This is a genomic window from Ramlibacter pallidus (genome assembly GCF_015070875.1).
GTDB classification, from domain to species: Bacteria; Pseudomonadota; Gammaproteobacteria; order Burkholderiales; family Burkholderiaceae_C; genus Ramlibacter; species Ramlibacter pallidus.
Window position 1 is genome coordinate 34,310 of record NZ_JADDIV010000003.1, and the last position, 19,604, is coordinate 53,913.

A 19,604-nucleotide genomic window follows, 5' to 3' on the forward strand; every position below is an offset into this window, starting at 1 on the left:
CGCGGGAGGGCGCTCCGGCGCCACGCGACGCTCCCCGGAAAAACGTCACGCCAGCGTCAATCCCCCGTTCGGGGGGCGTCTGCTGCGCGCTACATCTGTTGCCCTTCGTTTACGGATCGATACACTGCCCGCTGGCGAGCGGCCTTGGGCCCTCCCAGCCATCGCGGCCGCCGGTGCGGCTGTCCCGAGAACGAACGAGGGGTTTTCTTGACGATCGCAAACACCACCGCCGCGGGCGGACGTACGCTTTTCACGGTCGAAGCCGATGCCGGCCCGCAACTCTGGGCCTATGACAACGGCGTCCGGGTCCTCCTTGCCACCGGTCTCACCGCGCCCTACCCGAAACCGGTCGTCCTCGACGGCTTCTCCTACTACACCAGCTTCGCCCAACCCGGCATCTGGAAGAGCGACGGCACGGTGGATGGCACCGTGCAGGTGTTCTCCGGTACGAACGTCAACCAGGTGGGCGTGCACGACGGCAGCCTGTACTTCACTCGGTTCAATCCGTACACGGCACAGAGCGACCTGTGGCGTGTCGAGGAGAACGGCGCCGTCCAGCTCAGCGGCACGGTGAACGCGGACACCGGGGCGGCGCTTGCGACGCCCCTCGGCGCGGTGGACGTCCTGGACTTTCAGGGAGCAGAGGGCGGCCTCTACCTCAGGACCTACGCTCCGGGCGGCTTCCAGGGCCTGCAGTTCTGGCCGGAGGGCGGATCCCTCACGGCGGTGGGCGGCGCCTTCCCGAGCGACGCGCAGATCGTGGGCAGCGCCGCGGGCAAGCTCCTGTTCGTGGCGGGCGATCCCTGGAACGGCGGCACGACCAGTGCGTTGTTCGTCGTCGAAGGCGGGAACATCGCCCGCGTGGGCGAAGCCAGCAGCCTCGTCGACTTCAACAGCGTGCGCATGATCGACGGCGAGCTGTTCTTCACCGCCACGCAGAACCACATCTGGGGCAGCGCCACGGAGCTGTACCGCTTCGACGGCAGCCTGCACGCCGTCACGACGGCAAGGGAGGGGGACCCGGGAGCCGGCGAACCGGCTTTCGTCTCCAACGACGTCTGGCAGTACGGCTTCGCCGGCGACGCCCTGTTCTTCGGCGGTGGCGGCGGCAACGGCAGCGCGACCAAGCGCGTCGACGGCGTCGATTACGTGCTTTCCCGCCCCGGCGGCGACTACAGGGGTTTCTTCGGCGGCGACGTGGTCGGCGACGAATTCTTCTTCCACGCCGTCAACACGGCCAACGATGCGCACGTGCTGGTCCGCTCCGGCGCGGGCACGGCACCGCCCGCGGTGGTGGCCGATTTCCCGCAGTTCGTCTACCCGGAGTTCGAGATCGTCGAAAGCGGCGGCGCCTACTTCCTGGCGCTGCAGAGCGGACCGGAAGCCTTCCACCTGGGCTACATTGCCGCTGGCTCGGACGTGATCGAGTATCTTTCGCCGACCACCTTCACCCGCATCGTCGACCTGCGCGTCATCGACGGCACGGTGTACTTCACGGGCGCAGACACCGAGGACGGCGCGGAGCTCTGGACCACGGACGGCACGCTGGACGGCACGGTCATGGCGCAAGAGTTCACCGCCGGGCTCTTCGGCTCCGGCCCGCGCAACTACGTGGAGCTGTCGGAGGGCGGCGGCAACAACGAGCCCACGGGCGGCATCGTGATCACCGGCACCCCGGCGCAGGGCCAGACCCTGACCCTGGTGAACACGCTCGACGACGCCGACGGCATGAACCTCGTGAGCTACCAGTGGTACCGCGACGGCGTCGCCATCGAAGGCGCCATGGGCATCATCTACACGCTGACCGCAACGGACGTCGACAAGGCCATCACCGCGAAGGCCTCGTACACCGACCAGCTCGGCACCTTCGAGGAAGTGGAATCGGCGCCCACGGCCGACGTCGCGGGCGCGCTGCCCACCCCCACGCTGCTTCCCCTGGCTCCGCTGCAGGACACCGGCATCAGCCAGGGCGACGGCGTCACGCGCATCGTCACCCCCACCCTGAGCGGAACGGCGGCACCGGGCACGTCCGTCCGCATCTACGACGGCGACACGCTGCTGGGCGCCGCGCCGGTCGCCGCGAACGGGACCTGGTCGTTCCGCAGCCCGACGCTCGGCGACGGCGCGCACCAGCTGACGGTCCAGGCGGTCGACAACAGCGGCGCGATCAGCAACCGCTCGCCCGCGCTGGCGGTCACCATCGACACCCAGGCGCCGACGAAGCCGGTGGTCGCGCTCAACGCGGGCAACGGCCCCTTGCCCGCGGGGGCGTTCACGTCGAGCACCGCGCTGGTCGTGAGCGGCACCGCCGAAGCGGGCACGCGGGTGGACATCCTGGACGGCAACACGCTGGTCGGCACGACCCAGGCAGACGGCTCCGGCAACTTCAGCTTCGAGGTGCTCGGGCTCGCGCAGGGCAGCCACAAGATCTACGCGCGTTCGGTCGACCAGGCCGGCAACCTTTCGCTTTCCAGCGGCTCGGTGGTGACCGTCGACACGACCCCGCCCCCGATGCCGGTGGTGCAGGGCCTGCATGCGTCCACCGACACGGGTGCCAGCAGCACCGACGGCATCACGCGCACGACGCGTCCGCTGCTGACGGGCACGGCCGAGGCCGGCACCACGGTGTACTTCCATGACAGCCTGAACGGCGGGGGCTATACCCTGATCGGCAGCGTGGTGGTCGGTTCCACCGGGACGTGGTCGTTCCGGCCGGCCGGCACGCTGGGCGACGGCAGCCATCGCATCATCGCGCAGGCGGTCGATCGCGCCGGCAACGTCAGCGAGACGACGCCGGGGCTGGTGCTCACGATCGACACCTCCGCGCCCACCGCTCCCACGCTCGTCGTGTCGTCCGGCGGCACCACCCTGCCGAACGGCGGCACCTCGCTGGACGGGGACCTGGTGGTTTCGGGCACCGTCGAAGCCAACGCGCGCGTGGAGCTGTTCGAAGGCGGCACGCTCGTGGGAACGGCCACGGCGGGCGCGAACGGCCAGTTCAGCATCACGCTGTCCGGCGTCGCCGACGGACAGCACAAGTACCACGCGTGGGTCTACGACGTCGCGGGCAACGGCGCATCCTCCGCGCTCGCCACGGTCACGGTCGATGCGAACGCGCCGCTTGCGCCCGTCATCACCGGCATGCTCGCGGTCTCGGACCTGGGCGAGAGTTCCAGCGACGGCGTGACGCGCGTGAAGACGCCCACGATCGTCGGCACCGCGGAAGCCGGCACCACCATCCGCTTCTACGACGCGGCGAACAACGAACTCGGCAGCACCCTCACGGGCACGAACGGCGCCTGGTCGTTCCGGCTGCCGACGATGGCCGATGGCAACCACGCGATCACGGCCGTGCCGACGGACCGCGGCGGCAACGTCGGCGCCGCCTCGGCGCCGCTCGCGATCACGATCGACAGCGTGGGGCCCGCGAAACCCACGATGGCCATCACCGCCAACGGCCTGCCCGTCCCCGCCAGCGCGGTGATCGGCAACCTGCCGCTGCAGATCTCCGGCACGACGGAAGCGAACGCGCTGGTGGACCTCCTCGACGGATCCACCGTGCTTGCCACCGTGCGCGCCGACGCCAGCGGCAACTACAGCTTCTCCCCGGTGGTGACCGAGGGCGTGCACCGCCTGGGGACGCGCGCCACGGACCTCGCGGGCAACGCCGTCCTGTCGGACACGCTGCTCTTCACCATGGACGCCTCGGCGCCCGGCGCGCCGCAGATCACCGGGCTGGCGACCGGCACCGACACGGGCGCGAGCGCGACCGACGGCATCACGCGCACCAAGACGCCGGTGGTGACGGGCAACGGCGAGGCCGGCGCGACGGTGCAGGTGTACCTTGACGACGTGCTGGTCGGCACGACGCAGGTGGGCACCGGCGGCACCTGGTCGTATCGCCTGCCGACGCTGGCCGACGGGGGCCACCAGGTCCAGGCCCGCGTGGTCGATCGCGCCGGCAACGCCGGCGACATGTCGCCGGCGTACGCCATCACCGTCGACACGGTCGCCCCGGGCACCGGGCCGGTCGCCGTGACGGCCAACGGCACGCCGGTCCCCAACGGCGGAGCGACCGACAGCGCCACGCTGGTGTTCAGCGGCAGCGCGGAAGCCGGCGCCACCGTGCAGATCCTCGACGGCGCGAACGTGCTGGGCAGCGTCACGGCCACGGCCGAGGGCACGTTCAGCTTCGTGGTGAGCGGCCTGGCCGACGGGGCCCACACGCTCTCTGCCAAGGCCACCGACCTGGCCGGCAACACGGTGGCCTTCGGCCACACCGCGCTGACGGTGGACACGCTGCCGCCGGCCACGCCGCAGATCGTGGGCCTGGCCGCCGGGACCGACACGGGCCCGAGCGCCTCCGACAACGTGACCCGCGTGAACACGCCGGTGCTCACCGGCTTCGCCGAGGCGGGCAGCACCGTGCGCTTCTACGACGCCAACGACAACCTGCTGGGCAGCACCGTGGCGAGCAGCAGCGGGGCGTGGAACTTCCGGACGCCGGTGCTGGCGGACGGGACGTACGAGATCTCGGCGCGTGCGACCGACCGCGTCGGCAAGGTGAGTGCGGAGTCGACTTCGCTGGCGATCACGGTGGACACGCAGATCGTCAAGCCCGTCCTGAACGTCGCGCTGTCGGGGCCGTCGCGGCCGGCTGACGGCTATGTCACGGTCGGTGGCGTGGTGGGGCTCTCGGGCTCGGCGGAGCCCGGCTCGACGGTGGAAATCGTGGACGGCAACGCGGTGATCGCCACCGTGGTGGCGGCAGCCAACGGCAGCTGGTCACTGGACCTGGATTCGCTGGCCCACGGGACGCACACCCTCACGGTGCGCGAGACCGACCTCGCCGGCAACCGCTCGGTCTCGGATGCCCGGACGGTGAACGTGGACCTGGTCGTTTCGCCGACCCACGTCACTGCGGTCGCGGCCAATGCCATGGGCTACACCTTCAGCGGCGTGACCGAGCAGTACACGTCGATCCAGATCCTGCGCGACGGCCAGGTGGTCGGCACCGGCCAGGCCGGAAGCAGCGGCACGTGGTCGCTCGCCGCGGGCGGGTCGCTCGACGCCATTCCCCGCTTCGAAGTGCGCGGCACCACGCTGTCGGGCACGGTCTTCACCCAGCAGGTGGTGATCGGCAGCGGCTACACGGGCGCGGAAGGCGTGCACGTGGACGAGGGGCCGAACGTCACCTTCGTCGGCTCCGACGCCGCCGACTTCCTGCATGCCGGCGGCGGGGTGAACTTCTTCGACGGCGGCAAGCAGGTCGGCACCACGGTGCAGGGCCCGGGCTATGGCGACCTCCTGATGGTGTATGCGGCGGGACCCGCCGAGGCGGACGCCGTGACGCTCACGCAGCTCGCCAGCACGGCGACGGGCACCGACCGCGCCGCGTTCTACGCGGGCTATGCCTACAAGGTGGTGAACGGCGACGAGGTCACCTACCTCAAGAACGTGGAGGCGGTGCAGATCCAGACCTGGGTCGATGCCAACGGCAACGGAACGCGCGAGTACGGCGAGGTGAACTTCGCCCGCGTGATCCCGCTGACGCTGAGCACCAGTTCGGTCCCGCTCGACCCGAACGACCCGACCCGCACGCAATGGGGCCAGCCCCTGCAGGAGCAGTACCACGTGGCCTTCGCCTCCGGCGGGCCCGGCGCCGACAACTTCGTGGCCACGCGCGACCTGTCGGCGCAGGCGCAGTCGCTGATGGCCACCTGGGGCCGCGGCGTCTATGTCGACCTCGGCGCGGGCGCCGACCAGGCGGTCGGCTCCGACTGGGGCGACCACTTCGTCATGGGCGATGGCGTCAACTACGTGAACGGCGGGGCGGACCTGGGGACGGACCCCCTGGGCCAGCCGGCGGAGGACGGTGTCGAGACCTTCGTGGCGAACGGGGCGCAGGCCGCCGCCGTCACGGTGACGGAACTCGCCGCCGGCAGCGGCGCCGACGGCACCGCCTACGCGAACGGCTACCGCTACAAGCTGGTGAACGGCGCCGAGACCACGTACATGCGCAACGTCGAGTGGGTCAGCGTCAACCAGTGGACGGACCACAACGGCAACGGCGTGCGCGACGGCGGTGAAACGTCGCCGGCGCGGCACATCCGCATCTCGCCGACCATCACGGTCACCGCTGAAGACCCGGGCAACCCGGGCCACACCACCTGGGGCCAGCCGCTGGGACAGGTCTACCACCTGGCCCAGGTGAACCCGGGGCTGGCGAACGACACGTTCGACGCCGAAACGGACCTCGCGCCGTCGGCGCTGGAACTGATGGCCGACTACCAGCGCGGCGCCTGGGTCGACCTGGGCGGCGGCAACGACATCGCGGCCGGCAGCAACTGGGGAGACACCTTCGTCATGGGGGCCGGCACGAACTACGTCGACGGGCGGGGCAACGCGGGAACGGACCCGGCCGGCAACCCCGCGCGTGACACCGTGGACATCACGGTCAACAGCCTGGCAGCCGCCGATGCCGTGCAGGTCACGGCCCTGTCCGCCGCGACCGACCCGCTCGACCAGCAGGCCTTCGAGGCCGGCTACACGCACAAGGTGGTCTCCGGCGCGGAGACCACCTACATGCGCGGCATCGAGAGCGTGAACGTCACGGTGTGGAACGACAGCAACGGCAACGGCGTGCGCGACCAGGGAGAAACCGGCCCGGGCCGGTTCATCAGCCTCGCGGCCCTGAGCTCGCCGATCCCGCTGCATCCCACGAACCCGGCCCTGACGGTCTGGGGCACCCCGGTCTCGAACGAGATGTGGGTGTCCTTCGTGAGGGGCAGCGCCTTCGAGGATGCCTGGGACGCGACGCAGTTCGATAGCCTGTCCAGCGACCTCATGAACGCGTTCGGCCGCGGCGCCTTCTTCGACATGGGCGACGGCAACGACAACGTCACCGGCACCGGCTGGGGCGACTTCTTCAACATGGGTTCCGGCCTGAACACCGTCGATGGCGGCGACGACAACGGCACCGATCCGATGGGCAACCCGTCCATCGACGAGTTGCAGGTCACGGTCGCTCCGGGGCAGGAGGACGCCATCGAGGTCGTGCAGCTGACGGCGGACAGCCCGTTCATCGACGGCCTGGCGTACCAGATCGGCTTCCGCTTCAAGGTGGTGACGCCGCAGGAGACCACGTACCTGCGCAACATCGAGCGCGTGTCCGCGGAAAGCTGGGTCGACGCGAACGGCAACGGGCAGAAGGACGGCGGGGAAACGCAATACCTCGGGTCGGCGGACCTGGTGGCGCAGTTCTTCGCGATCCATCCCGGCAACGGCCAGGCCGGCGTGCTGAACGGCACGGAGTTCGACGACGTCCTGTCGGCGAACAGCGTCGTGGTCCCGCAGTCGGTGCGCGACCAGATGGTGGCGCAGCGACTGGGCCTGAACCTGAACGGCGGCGAAGGCAACGACACGCTGACCGGCACCGACTACAGCGACATCTTCTCGGGCGGATCCGGCGTGAACTGGATCGACGGCGGTGCCAACAGCGGCACCACCGGCAGCTTCGTCAACGCGAACCGCGACGTCCTGAACGTGACGGTCGGCAGCGTCGCCGACGCCAACCTGGTCACGGTGGTCGAACTGAACGGCGGGATGGCCGAGGCCGACCTCGCGGCGTTCCAGGCCGGCTACCGCTACCGGGTGCACAACCCGGCGGGCGGCGAGACCAACTACGTCAAGGACGTCGAGCTGGTCAACATCGTCGTCTACAACGACGCCAACGGCAACGGCGTGCCCGACCAGGGCGAGAGCTTCGTCCACCGCGTCCGTTCCCTCGAGCCGCAGTTCAACAACAACGCGCCGTCGGTGGGCAACCAGGTGGGTGCGCTGGGCTACGTGTTCGGCACGCACTTCGACGACGTGATCGACGGCAGCCAGGTGTTCACCGAGTTGAACAAGACCTTCGACCCGGGCAATGCGCACGGTGCGTACGTCTTCGCGCTCGGCGGCAACGACGTCGTCACCGGCACCGCCGGCAACGACGTGGCCACCGTGACGCAGATCGGCTCGCACCTCTTCGACGGGGGCGCGGACGAGGGGTACTACCACTTCGCGCCGGTGTCGGCGTACGTGTCGTCCGACCAGTACCGCCTGGTGGAGCAGCGCACGAGCGTGCCGAACCCGAACGCGCCGAACGGCGGCCTCACGTCCGGCAACTTCAATCCCACCCGGTACCGCCTCGTGGAGCTCGATCGCTGGAGCGAATTCGCCACGGCGAGCCTGACCGAGCTGGGCGCGGACGACGCCGGCCAGCTGCTGAACCGCCTGAACGGCACGGCCCTCAGCGCCACCGACGCGGCGAACATCGCGGCGAAGGCCGGCGAGCTGGGCCTCACGGGCGCGGGCGGCAACGGCTACACGGTCGCCGTGGTGAAGTACGACGCCAGCGGCAACCTGCTGGGGGTCGACTTCCTGAAGGACGTCGAGACGGTCCGCTTCGACCTCTGGTACGACTTCAACCGCAACGACGTCGCGAACGGCACGGCCGGCGAGACGGTGGCGACGCCGTTCCAGTACAACATGGTCGCGGACAGCCTGACGCTGGACCAGTCCGAGGCCTCGTACCTGACGCTCACGCTGGACGGCGCGGCGCGCCAGTTCGCGGGCATCGGCACCGGCAGCTCGTTCTCGGAAGCCGACCTGGATTTCAGCGGACTGGCGCTGGCGCCGTGGCTGCAGCCCGGCACCGGCTATCGACTGTCCGACCTGGGCGGCAACGACCACCTGACGGCCACGGCCGGCAACGACCTGATCGCGCTGGGCGGCGGCAACGACGTCATCGACGGCGGCGATGGCGACGACTACGCGGCGGTGTACTGGTCCGGGGCGGCGGGCGCGACCCTGCAGCAGAGCGAGGAAGTGGTCAACGGCTTCAAGGAGATCACCGTGACCCAGGTGGACGGCGGGATCACCACCGAGCTGTTCACGCTGAGCGAGCAGGCCGGCGGCAGCTGGCTCCTCGACGTCGCGGACGGCGCGGACAGCCTCGTGCGGCCGCAGGGCTCGGCGACCAACGCCGTCGGCGACGACGTGCTGGTGAACGTGGAGCACTTCGCCATCTTCCGCGCCGGCAGCGTGAGCCTGACGACCGGCGACGGCACGACCGGCGCGCCCAGCCTGGAGATCGACCTGGTCGGCGTCCAGGCCTGAGGCCGGCGGCGGGCGGACGGCCGCGGGGCCGCCGCCTGCACGCGACACTCGCTCGCGCAGCGCAGGAATTGTTGTGCATTCGGCGCGGCGCCCGGGTGCCCGCGGGGGCGCCCGGACGCCGCGCCGGTAAACTGCGCGGCGACGGCACCGTCGGGCTGCCGGCTGCATCCACGGAGGAAGGGGACCCCTTGAGCCAAGGCGAGCTGCGAGCCGCCCTCGCGGGCAGCGGGCCGCTGCTGCGCCGCGCGGCGGCGTTCGCGCTGATCGGGGCGTTGCTGGTGCTGATGCCCAGCTGGTACATGCTGGAGGTCTACGACCGTGTCGTGGGCAGCCGCAGCCACCTGACCCTGGCGATGCTCACCCTGCTGGTGCTGGGTGCGTATGCGGTCATGGAGGTCCTCGACTGGGCCGCCGGCAGCCTGCTGCACCAGGCGGGCGTGGACTTCGAGAAGCGCCTCGCGCCCCGCACCTTCGAAGCGTGCTTCACGGCCGGCTGGCGCCGGCTGCCGGTGGGCGGCCTGCAGCCGCTGCAGGACCTGCGCACGCTGCGCGATGTCTTCGCGGGGCCGGCGGTGCGCTCGGTCCTCGAGATGCCGGTGTCGCTGGTCTTCCTGGCGCTGGTGTTCGCGATCCACCCGGCGCTCGGCTGGCTGACCCTGGTGGCCGCCATCGTGCAGGCGTTCGTCGCATGGATGAACGAGCGCGACACGCAGGAGCCGCTGGCGGCGGCGGGGCGGGCGGCGCGCGAAGCGCAGGTCCATGCGGATGCCTCGCTGCGCAACGCGCAGGTGATCGAAGCCATGGGCATGCTGCCGGACGTGCGCCGCCGCTGGCTGGAGCGGCAGGGTGAATTCCTGCGGCTGCAGGCCACCGCGTCGGACCGCTCCGGCACCTGGCAGGCCCTCGGCAAGCTGGTGCAGACCGTCGTCGCCTCGGCGCTGCTCGGGCTCGGCGCCTGGCTGCTGCTGCGGGAGATGCTCGTGGACGACGGCGCGCTGATGATCGTCGCCTCCATCCTCGGCGGCCGGGTGCTGGCGCCCATCGTGCAGCTGGTCGCGCAGTGGCGCGCGGTGGTCGGCGCGCGGGAGGCGTGGCAACGCCTGCACCAGCTCCTGGAGACGCTGCCGGCCCGGCCGCCGGCGATGCCGCTGCCGGCGCCGACGGGGCGCTTCGCGGCTGAAAACCTCGTGGTTCCCGCGCCGGGATCGACCGCTCCCATCCTCAAGGGCGTCAGTTTCGGGCTGCAGCCGGGCGAGGTGCTGGCGGTGGTCGGCCCCTCCGCCTCCGGCAAGACGACGCTGGCGCGCGCCCTGGTCGGACTCTGGCCATCGGCCGGCGGCAAGGCCCGACTGGACGGTGCCGACGTGTATGCCTGGGACAAGGCGGAGCTCGGCCCGCACGTGGGTTACCTGCCGCAGGGCGTCGAGCTCCTGGACGGCACCATCGCCGACAACATCGCGCGCTTCGGCGCGCCGGATCCTGCCCGCGTGGAAGCGGCGGCCCGCCAGGTCGGCCTGCACGAATTCGTGATGGCGCTGCCCCAGGGCTACGACACGGAGATCGGCACCGAAGGCGCGCGCCTCTCCGGGGGCGAACGCCAGCGGCTGGCGCTCGCGCGGGCCCTGTACGGTGCGCCGGCCTTCGTCGTGCTGGACGAGCCGAACGCCAGCCTCGACGAGGCGGGTGACGCGGCGCTCGCGGCCGCCATCGCCGCCGCCAAGGCGCGCGGCACCACCTTCGTCGTCATCACGCACCGCACCAGCGTGCTGGCGGTCGCCGACCGGCTGCTGGTGCTGAACGACGGCCAGGTCCAGGGTTTCGGGCCGCGCGACGAAGTGCTGGCCAAGCTGGCGCGGGCGGCGCAGGCGGCCCGCGAACAGCAGGCCGCGCCGCGGCGGCTGCCCGCGACGGCCGTCCGTCCGGCGGCGGAGGGCGCGCCATGAGCTTCGTGGGACGCGCTCAGCACCGGCTGGGCCCCTTGCTCTGGTCGTTCCGACGCGAGTTCATCGCGGTGGGCCTCTTCAGCGGCGTCGCCAACCTGCTGCTGCTGGCGCCCACGGTGTACATGCTGCAGGTGTACGACCGCGTGCTGGTGAGCCGCAGCGAGCTGACCCTGCTGGCGGTGTCGCTGGTCGCGCTGTTCCTGTTCGGAGCGGGGGCTTTCGCCGAAGGCGTGCGCACGCGGGTGCTCGTGCGCGCCGGCGTGCGGCTGGACCGGCAACTGGGCACGCGCACCTTCGACGCGAGCTTCGCCGCTTCGCTGGCGGATGGCCGCAGCAGCCCCGGGCGCGCTTTCGCCGACCTGCTGCAGGTGCGGCAGTTCCTCACCGGCAACGGGATCTTCGCCTTCTTCGACGTGCCCTGGGTGCCGATCTACCTCGCGGTGATCTTCATCCTGCACCCGATGCTGGGCTGGGTTTCGCTGTTCTTCGCCGCCGTGCAGGTGGTGCTGGCGCGGGTCGCGCACGGCCGCACCGCGCGGCCGACCGAGGCGGCGGCGCGGGCCGGCACCGACGTCCACCTGTACCTGCAGGGCAAGCTGCGCAGCGCCGAGACGCTGGAAGCGATGGGCATGCTGGGCGGCCTGCGGCAGCGCTGGCAGGCGCGCCAGGCGGCGGCGCTGGCCAGGCAATCCGCGGCGCAGGACACGACGCAGCGCGTCACGTCCGTGAGCAAGTTCATCCGCTACAGCCAGCAGTCGCTGACGCTCGCCGCCGGCGCGCTGCTGGTCATCGACGGCCAGCTGAGCGCCGGTGCCATGATCGCGGCCAACGTGCTCATGACGCGCGCGCTCGCCCCCATCGACGCGGTGGTGGGCAACTGGCGCAGCTTCCTGGCCGCGCGCGCGGCCTTCGACCGCCTGCGCGCCCTGCTGGAGGCCGTACCCGCCGGCGGCCAGGCCGCGCCCGCGGCGCGGCCGGCCGGCGCCTTGCGCCTGCGCGGCCTCGTCGCCCGCGCCGAAGGGCGGGCCGAGCCGATCCTGCGCGGCATCGACCTGGACATCGACGCCGGCCAGACGGTGGTGGTGCTCGGGCCGTCCGGGTCCGGCAAGTCCACGCTGGTGCGCTGCCTGGTCGGCATCTGGCCGCAGGCGGAAGGCGAAGTCCTGCTCGATGGCGTGCCGCTCGCCCACTGGAGCAGGGAAGCGCTCGGTCCGCACATCGGCTACCTGCCGCAGGACATCGAGCTCTTCGACGGCACGATCGCCGAGAACGTCGCGCGCATGGCGGAGCCCGATTCGCCCAAGGTCATCGCCGCCGCACGTGCGACCGGACTGCACGAAGCGATCCTGCGCATGCCGCGCGGCTACGACACGCCGATCGGCGAAGCCGGCGGCCTGCTTTCCGGCGGGCAGCGGCAGCGGCTGGCGCTCGCGCGTGCCCTGTACGGCGATCCGTCGCTGGTCGTGCTGGACGAACCCAACGCCAACCTGGACGACGCCGGCGAAGCCGCCCTCGCGGCGACGCTCGGCGCGCTGCGGCGCCAGGGCCGCACCGTCCTCCTCATCACCCACCGGTTGCCGGCGGCGCAACTGGCCGATCGCGTGCTGTTGTTGCGCGACGGCCGGGTGGCCGCGTTCGGCCCGCCGGCCGAAGTGCTCCCGCCCGCGCCGTCGCCCACCGGCGGCCGCCCCGCGGGCGACACCGCGCAACCCGCCTGAGACTGGATTCCCCCGCATGGCCCTCCTGCCCTTTCCGCAACGCAAGCTGCCCGCGCCCGACCCGGGCACGGGGACCGACCTGTTGCCCGTGGACGGCGGCACGCCGGCCGACGATGCCCGCCGGCCGATGCGCATCGGCCTGTGGGCGCTGGCCATCGGCTTCGGCGGTTTCCTGCTGTGGGCCGCATTGGCGCCGCTCGACGAAGGCGTGGTGGCGCCGGGCAACGTCTCCATCGACACGCGGCGCAAGACCGTGCAGCACCTGAGCGGCGGCATCGTGCGCGAGCTGCTGGTGCGCGAGGGCGAGCAGGTCCGCGAGGGGCAGCCCCTGCTGCGCCTCGATTCGGCGATGTCGCGCGCGACCTTCGAGGCTTCGCGCCAGCGCTACCTCGGCCTGCGCGCGGTGCAGTCGCGCCTGCTCGCGGAGCAGGCCGGCCGCGCCTCGATCGCCTGGCATCCCGACCTGGCCGCGGCCGCCCAGGACGTGCTGGTGCGCCAGCAGATGGACAACCAGCAGCAGCTGATGGCGTCGCGCCGCGCCGCGCTGGCCGCCGAACTGCAGGCGATCCAGGAAGGCATCGCGGGGCAGGAAGGCCTGGTGCAGTCCTACCAGCTGATGGCGCAGAGCCGGCGTGGGCAGCTGGAGCTGCTGCAGGAGGAGCTGAAGAACACGCGCGGCCTCGTGCAGGAAGGCTATGCCCCGCGCAACCGGCAGCTGGAACTGGAGCGCATGGCGGCCGAGTCGGCCACCGCGCAGGCGGAGCTGCAGGGCAACCTGGTGCGCGCGCGGCGGGCGATCACCGAGCAGCGCCAGCGCGCCATCGCTCGGCAGCAGGACTTCCGCAAGGAAGTGGAGCAGGAGCTCGCCGAAGCCTCGCGCGAGGTGATCTCCGAAGGCGAGAAGCTCCGCGCGCTGCAGGACGACCTGCAGCGCACCGAGATCCGCGCCCCGGCCTCCGGACAGGTCGTCGGCCTCGCCATGCACACCGTCGGCGGCGTCGTCGCCCCCGGCGGCAAGCTCATGGACATCGTGCCGGGCAGCGAGCCGCTGCTGCTCGAAGCGCGCGTCGCGCCGCAGTTCATCGACCGCGTGCGGCCCGGCCTGCCGGTCGACATCCGCTTCAACGCCTTCGCCCATTCGCCGCAGCTGGTGGTCGAGGGCAAGGTGGGATCGATCTCGGGCGACCTCATCATCGAGAACCCGAACACGCCCCCGTACTACCTGGCGCGCATCAGCGTCACGCCCGAGGGCCTGCGCAAGCTGGGTTCGCGGCAGATGCAGCCCGGCATGCCGGCGGAAGTGGTGTTCCGCACCGGCGAGCGTTCGCTCCTCACCTACCTGCTGCACCCGCTCACGAAGCGCGTGGCCGCCTCCATGAAGGAGGAGTGAGCGTGGCGCGACGACGGCTCCCCGCGGTGGCGTGCGCCTGCGTGCTCGCCGCGCTTTCGGCGAACGCGGCCGCGCTCGACCTGCTGCAGGCGTGGCAGGCCGCGCAGGCGAACGACCAGCAGCTGCGTGCCGCCCGCGCCGCGGCCGAAGCCAACCGCGAGCGCCTGCCGCAGGCCCGGGCGCAGCTGCGGCCGCAGGTCAGCGCGAGCTTCAGCCGCAACCGCAACGAACTCCGCTCGGAGCAGGCCGGGTTCCTGGGCATTCCGGTGCAGGAGCACGAGCACTACACGAGCGCCAGCGACGCGCTCACGGTGCGCCAGCCGCTGTACCGGCCGCAGCTGACCGCGCAACTGCGGCAGGCGCGGGCACTGGTGGCCAACGGCGACGCCGTGCTCGAGACCGAGGAGCAGAAGCTGGTGATGCGGCTCACGCAGGCCTACCTGGAGGCGCTGCAGGCCGAGGAGCAGCAGCGCCTGGTGGAAGTCCAGCGGCTTGCCTTCGTGGCGCAGCTCGATGCGGCGCGCAAGGGCTTCGCCGCCGGCGGCGGCACGCGCACGGACGTCGACGAGGCGCAGGCCCGCATCGACCTCAACACGGCGCAGGCGCTGGAGGCGCGCCAGTCGGTCGACTTCGCCCGCCAGCAGCTGGCGATGGTGGTCGGCGCCCCCGTGCAGGAACTCGCCCCCATCGCCGTCGACCGCCTGCCCCTCGCCGTGCCGCAGCCGGCGCGGCTGGAGGAGTGGCTGGCGCGCGCCGAGGCCGCCAGTCCCGAGTTGCGGGCCGGGGCGGCGCAGCTGGAAGCCGCGCGCGAGGCGGTCCGTGTCGCGCGGGCCGGACACCATCCGACGCTGGACGCCATCGCCCAGGTCAGCCGCAGCGAGAGCGACAACCCGACCCGCGTCGATTCCAAGTACCGGCAGGCCCTGGTCGGCGTGCAGCTCACCGTGCCGCTCTACGAGGGTGGGGCGGTGAATTCCCGCATCCGCCAGGCATTGGCCGAGGCGGAACGCGCGGAGGGCGCGCTGCAGGCCACGCGCCTCGACCTGGGTTCGCGCGTGCACCGCGAATTCCGGGGCGTCACCGAAGGGATCGCGCGGGTGCGCGCGCTGGAGCAGGCGGTGCGGTCGAACGAGCAGCTGGTGCAGTCCAGCCGCCGCTCGCAACAGGCCGGCGCCCGCACCATCCTCGACATCCTGAACGCCGAACAGCAGCTCGGCACCGCGCGGCGCGACCTGGCGCAGGCGCGGTTCGCCTACGTCCTGGCCCTGGTGCGCCTGCGCGCCCTGGCGGGCGACATGGGCGAGGCGAGCCTCGCCGAAGTCAACGGCTGGCTGGCGCGCTGAGCGCGGGCCGCCGAGGCGATCTCACTTGTCCGCCCAGGGCATCGCCTGCCACAGCTGCCGGAACCCGCCCTCGGCTTCCTTGAGCTCCGCCTCGTAGCGTTGCGGCGGCAGGTAGCGCAGCGGCGCGAAGTGGTTCGCGGCCTTGGCCTGGAACTCCGGGTCGGCGGCGGCCTTCTGGATGGCGTTCACCAGCTGCTCGCGCACCGGCGGCGGCAGGCCCCTGGGCGCCGCGATGCCGCGCAGCGAGGCCATCACGATGTCGTAGCCCTGTTCCTTGAAGGTCGGCACGTTCGGCGCGAGCGTGGTGCGCGCGGTGCTCATCTGCCCGAGGTGGCGCAGCGGCGTGCCACCCTTGGCGTACTGCAGGGCCTCGCCGATGTTCATGGCGGCCATCATGATCTGCTTGCCGGCGATGGCGTTGTGCACTTCGGCCGCGCCCTTGAACGGCACGTGCGTGAGCTTCACGCCCGCCGCGCGCTCGAACATCAGCGCCGCCAGGTGGTCGTCCGAGCCGATGCCGGTGGTGCCGTAGGTGACGGCGCCTGGGTTCGCCTTCGCGTAGGCGACGAGTTCCTTCAGGTTCCGGATCGGGCTGTCCGCGTGCACGGAGAAATTGCCCGGGTCGTCGATGACGTTGCCCAGCAGGTCGAAGCCCTGCCAGTGGAAGTTCGACTTGCGCTCGATCGGGATCGTCAGCACGTTGGGCGTGTTGATGAAGCCGATCGTGTAGCCGTCCGGCGCCGCGTTGGCCACCTCGGCGAAGCCGATGCCGCCGCCGGCGCCGGCGCGGTTGTGCACGACGATGCTGGCGTTGTTGCCCAGGTACCTGGCGATGTAGGGCGCCATCACGCGGGCGATGATGTCGGTGCCGCCGCCGGCGCCGTAGGCGACGACCATCTTGACCGGTTGCTCGGGGTAGGCGGCGTGCGCGGCGAACGGAGCGGCCGCTGAGAGCAGCAGGGCCGGCAGCAGGCGGCGCAGGAGGGCGGAGTACGTCTTCATGGCAGGCAGGGCATCAGCGCGGCTGCGGATCGCAGCCGATCGCCTTGAGCTTCACGTCGATCCAGGAGGTGTCCAGTGTGCCGGCCGCGATGTCGGCCAGCGCCTTCTCCTCGGCGGCCATCTTCTCGCGCACGGCGGCGAGCACCGCCTCGGCGTCGTCGCAGGGGACGCACAGCAGGCCGTCGGCGTCGCCGACGACCAGGTCGCCGGGCTGGATCACCATGCCGTCGATCGCGATCGGCACGTTGATCTCGCCGGGCCCGTCCTTGTAGGGGCCGCGGTGGCTGATGCCGGCCGCGTAGACCGGGAAGTCCCCGGCGGCGATGATGGCCGAGTCGCGCACGGCGCCGTTGAGCACCACGCCGGCCACGCCGCGCTGGATCGCGGTCCCGACCATCAGTTCACCGTAGAGCGAGTTGGTCAGGTCACCGCCGGCATCCACGACGATCACGTCGCCGGGCTGCGCCATCGTCAGCGCCTTGTGGATCATGAGGTTGTCGCCGGGCCGCGTCTTCACGGTGAGCGCCGGGCCGGCAAGGTAGCCGCCCCTGTGCATCGGGCGCAGCCGGGCGCCGCCCGCCGTCAGGCGCGCCATGCAGTCGCTGATGTTCGCCACCGGCACGTCGCGAAAGGCCTGCACGAGGTGCCCGGCGACCTGGCGCCGGCGCTGGAGGATCTGGAGACCGACCATGGGATTCCTTGGGGATGGGTGAAGGGGTTCAGGCGGGTTCGGCCCGCCGCAGGTAGCTGGGATCGAGGGCGTCGAGCGACGTCACGCCCAGCATCGCCATGTTGCGCGAGACCTCGTCGCGCAGCAGGGCGATGCCCTTGCGCACGCCGTCCTCGCCGGCCACCGCCGCCGCGTAGTTGAAGGGCCGGCCGACGAAGACGAACTTCGCGCCGAGCGCCAGCGCCTTGAGCACGTCGGTGCCGCGGCGAAAGCCGCTGTCGATCATCACCGGAACCTGCGGGCAGGCCGCGACGATCTCGGGCAGCACGCGCAGCGGCGCGACCGTGGAATCGAGCTGGCGGCCGCCGTGGTTCGACACGATGATCGCGTCGGCCCCGTGCTCCACCGCCAGGCGCGCGTCGCGCACGTCGAGGATGCCCTTGAGTACCAGCTGGCCGGGCCACATGGCGCGGATGCGGCGCAGGTGCTCCCAGTTCAGGTGCCCGCGGTCCGAGAAGTCGCGCTCGACGCTCGCCGACAGGATGGGCGCGCCGCGCCAGGCGTAGTTGTTCTCGAAATGCGGCATGCCGTGCCGCACCAGCGTCTTCAGGAAGGTGCCGAACAGCCAGCGCGGATGCGTGAGGCCCTCCCACGCCAGCCGCGCGCTGGGGCGCAGCGGGGTGGAGAAGCCGGCGCGCACGTTGTTCTCGCGGTTGGAGGCGATCGAAGCGTCCACCGTCACGACGAGGGTGCGGAAGCCCGCCGCCTGCACGCGCTGGACCAGCGCGGCGATCTCCGCGTCCGCGCCGGGCAGGTAGGCCTGGAACCAGGCGTCCGGGTTGGCCGCCACGATCTCCTCCATGCGGATCAGCGAGGAGCCGCTCATGACCATGGGGACGTTCTCCCGCGCCGCGGCCTGCGCCAGCACCAGGTCGCCGCGGTAGGCCGACAGGGCGCTGATGCCCATGGGCGCCAGGCCGAAGGGCGCGGACCAGCGCTTGCCGAGCACCGTCGTGGCGGTGCTGCGGCGCGACATGTCGATCAGCACCCGCGTGACGAACTCGTACTGCTCGAAGGACCGTGCGTTGGCCCGCAGGGAATGGTTGCGCTCGACCGCGCCCGAGATGTAGGCGTAGACCGGCCGCGGTAGGTGGCCGCGCGCCGCGCGCTCGAAATCGTCGAGCGACAGGATGTGGCCCAGCCGGCCGGGCAGCGCCACCGGGCCGGAGGCGGCCGGCGTCGTCTGGGGCGCATGCCTGGCGGCAGTGCCGGCGGAAGGATCGAGCTGCATGTCGGCCGCAAGTGTGTCCCCGCGCCATCCATGCGTCCAATACATAATGAGCCTTCTTTTGATGCCGGCAAGGCATCGCCAAGATGATCGACATCCGCCAGCTGCGCTACTTCCAGGCCGTCGCCGAGGAACTGCATTTCGGCCGCGCCGCCGCCCGCCTGGCGATCGCGCAGCCGGCGCTGTCGCGGCAGGTCCAGCAGCTCGAGGAGGAGCTCGGCACGCCGCTGCTGCGGCGCACGCAGCGCCGCGTGGAACTGCTCCCGGCCGGGGCGCTCCTGCTGGAACGTGCCCGGGCGATCCAGCAGGAACTGGCGCGCGCGGTCGCCGACACGCGCCGGACCGGCGCCGGCGAGATGGGCCGGCTCTCGGTCGGCTTCATCCATTCCTCGACGTATGGCCTGCTGCCGTCGATCGTGGGACGTTTCCGCCAGCTCTATCCGGGCATCGCGTTGGAGCTGCACGAGCTGCCCATCACGGCCCAGCACGCGGCGCTGGTGCGGGGCACCATCGACATCGGCCTGCTGCGCGTGCAGGCCGCGCCGGCGGAGCTGGAGGTCGTCCCCGTGCTGCCCGACCCCTTCGTGCTCGCGGTCCCGTCGCTGCATCCGCTCGCGGGCCGCACGCGCGTGCGCCTGCGCAGCGTCGCCGACGACCCGTTCGTGATGTTCTCGCGCGACGAGGCGCCGCTGTTCCACGCACGCGTGCAGGCGCTGTGCGAGCAGGCCGGGTTCCGGCCGCAGGTGGCGCAGCATGCGACCCAGATCCACACCGTCATCGGTCTCGTCGGTGCGGGCCTCGGTGTCGCCGTCGTGCCGGCGACCGGACGGAACCTGCACCCCCGCAACGTGCGTTTCCTGCAGCTGTCCGACAAGGCCGAGCCGGTGCACATCGCGCTGGCCTGGCGGCGCGGGCAGGAGACGCCGGCGGGCCGGTCGTTCCGCAAGGTGACGCAGGAGGTCGTGGCCAGCCTGCTGCACGGCGCCGGCCGCTGAGGCCGCACGATGCCGCGCGGGCATCAATGGCGCCGAAATTATGTATTGGACGGCCGGCGGCGCGGCGGGGACACTCCGCCGCGACAGAACCAG

General features: G+C 71.7%; 9 protein-coding genes. 6 read left to right on the forward strand and 3 right to left on the reverse strand.

Going from position 1 to position 19,604, the window contains the following annotated elements:
* The first annotated feature begins 207 nt into the window (after positions 1–207).
* The 5 genes from IM787_RS09355 (at position 208) to IM787_RS09375 (ending at position 15,556) form a co-directional block, all read left to right on the forward strand.
* Positions 208–9,162: an Ig-like domain-containing protein gene (locus tag IM787_RS09355; protein ID WP_193676412.1), complete on the forward strand. Its 8,955-nt coding sequence runs from the start codon at positions 208–210 to the stop codon at positions 9,160–9,162.
* 188 nt (positions 9,163–9,350) lie between these two features.
* Entirely contained in the window at positions 9,351–11,105 is a 1,755-nt protein-coding gene (locus IM787_RS09360; RefSeq protein WP_227494251.1) for a type I secretion system permease/ATPase, read from the forward strand.
* Positions 11,102–12,823 (forward strand): type I secretion system permease/ATPase, encoded by a 1,722-nt coding sequence (locus IM787_RS09365; RefSeq protein WP_193676413.1) that lies wholly within the window; start codon positions 11,102–11,104, stop codon positions 12,821–12,823. Before IM787_RS09360 ends, IM787_RS09365 begins: the two co-directional genes overlap by 4 nt.
* Positions 12,824–12,839: 16 nt before the next feature.
* Positions 12,840–14,213 (forward strand): HlyD family type I secretion periplasmic adaptor subunit, encoded by a 1,374-nt coding sequence (locus tag IM787_RS09370; RefSeq protein WP_255528534.1) that lies wholly within the window; start codon positions 12,840–12,842, stop codon positions 14,211–14,213.
* Between the two features lie 2 nt (positions 14,214–14,215).
* Entirely contained in the window at positions 14,216–15,556 is a 1,341-nt protein-coding gene (locus IM787_RS09375; RefSeq protein ID WP_354004384.1) for a TolC family outer membrane protein, read from the forward strand.
* A 21-nt stretch (positions 15,557–15,577) separates the two neighbouring features.
* On the opposite strand, the gene IM787_RS09380 is transcribed toward IM787_RS09375, so the two are convergent.
* From IM787_RS09380 to IM787_RS09390, 3 genes are read right to left on the reverse strand one after another with little or no spacing between them, the layout of a single operon-like run.
* Positions 15,578–16,558, reverse strand: a complete 981-nt coding sequence (locus IM787_RS09380) for a tripartite tricarboxylate transporter substrate binding protein (RefSeq protein WP_193676415.1) — start codon at positions 16,556–16,558, stop codon at positions 15,578–15,580.
* Positions 16,559–16,571: 13 nt separating this feature from the next.
* Positions 16,572–17,249: an RraA family protein gene (locus IM787_RS09385; RefSeq protein WP_193676416.1), complete on the reverse strand. Its 678-nt coding sequence runs from the start codon at positions 17,247–17,249 to the stop codon at positions 16,572–16,574.
* A 28-nt stretch (positions 17,250–17,277) separates the two neighbouring features.
* Positions 17,278–18,519, reverse strand: a complete 1,242-nt coding sequence (locus IM787_RS09390) for an alpha-hydroxy acid oxidase (RefSeq protein WP_193676417.1) — start codon at positions 18,517–18,519, stop codon at positions 17,278–17,280.
* Between the two features lie 83 nt (positions 18,520–18,602).
* Here IM787_RS09390 and IM787_RS09395 point away from each other — a divergent pair, with 83 nt between their 5' ends.
* A complete protein-coding gene (locus tag IM787_RS09395; RefSeq protein WP_193676418.1) occupies positions 18,603–19,511 on the forward strand; it encodes a LysR family transcriptional regulator in 909 nt (302 codons plus the stop codon).
* Positions 19,512–19,604 lie beyond the last annotated feature (93 nt).

Bases quoted from the DNA above. Each gene is read 5' to 3' on its own strand.
- IM787_RS09365 (WP_193676413.1), top strand. From the start codon at position 11,102: ATGAGCTTCGTGGGACGCGCTCAGCACCGGCTGGGCCCCTTGCTCTGG.
- IM787_RS09370 (WP_255528534.1), top strand. From the start codon at position 12,840: ATGGCCCTCCTGCCCTTTCCGCAACGCAAGCTGCCCGCGCCCGACCCG.
- IM787_RS09380 (WP_193676415.1), bottom strand. From the start codon at position 16,558: ATGAAGACGTACTCCGCCCTCCTGCGCCGCCTGCTGCCGGCCCTGCTG.
- IM787_RS09385 (WP_193676416.1), bottom strand. From the start codon at position 17,249: ATGGTCGGTCTCCAGATCCTCCAGCGCCGGCGCCAGGTCGCCGGGCAC.
- IM787_RS09390 (WP_193676417.1), bottom strand. From the start codon at position 18,519: ATGCAGCTCGATCCTTCCGCCGGCACTGCCGCCAGGCATGCGCCCCAG.
- IM787_RS09395 (WP_193676418.1), top strand. From the start codon at position 18,603: ATGATCGACATCCGCCAGCTGCGCTACTTCCAGGCCGTCGCCGAGGAA.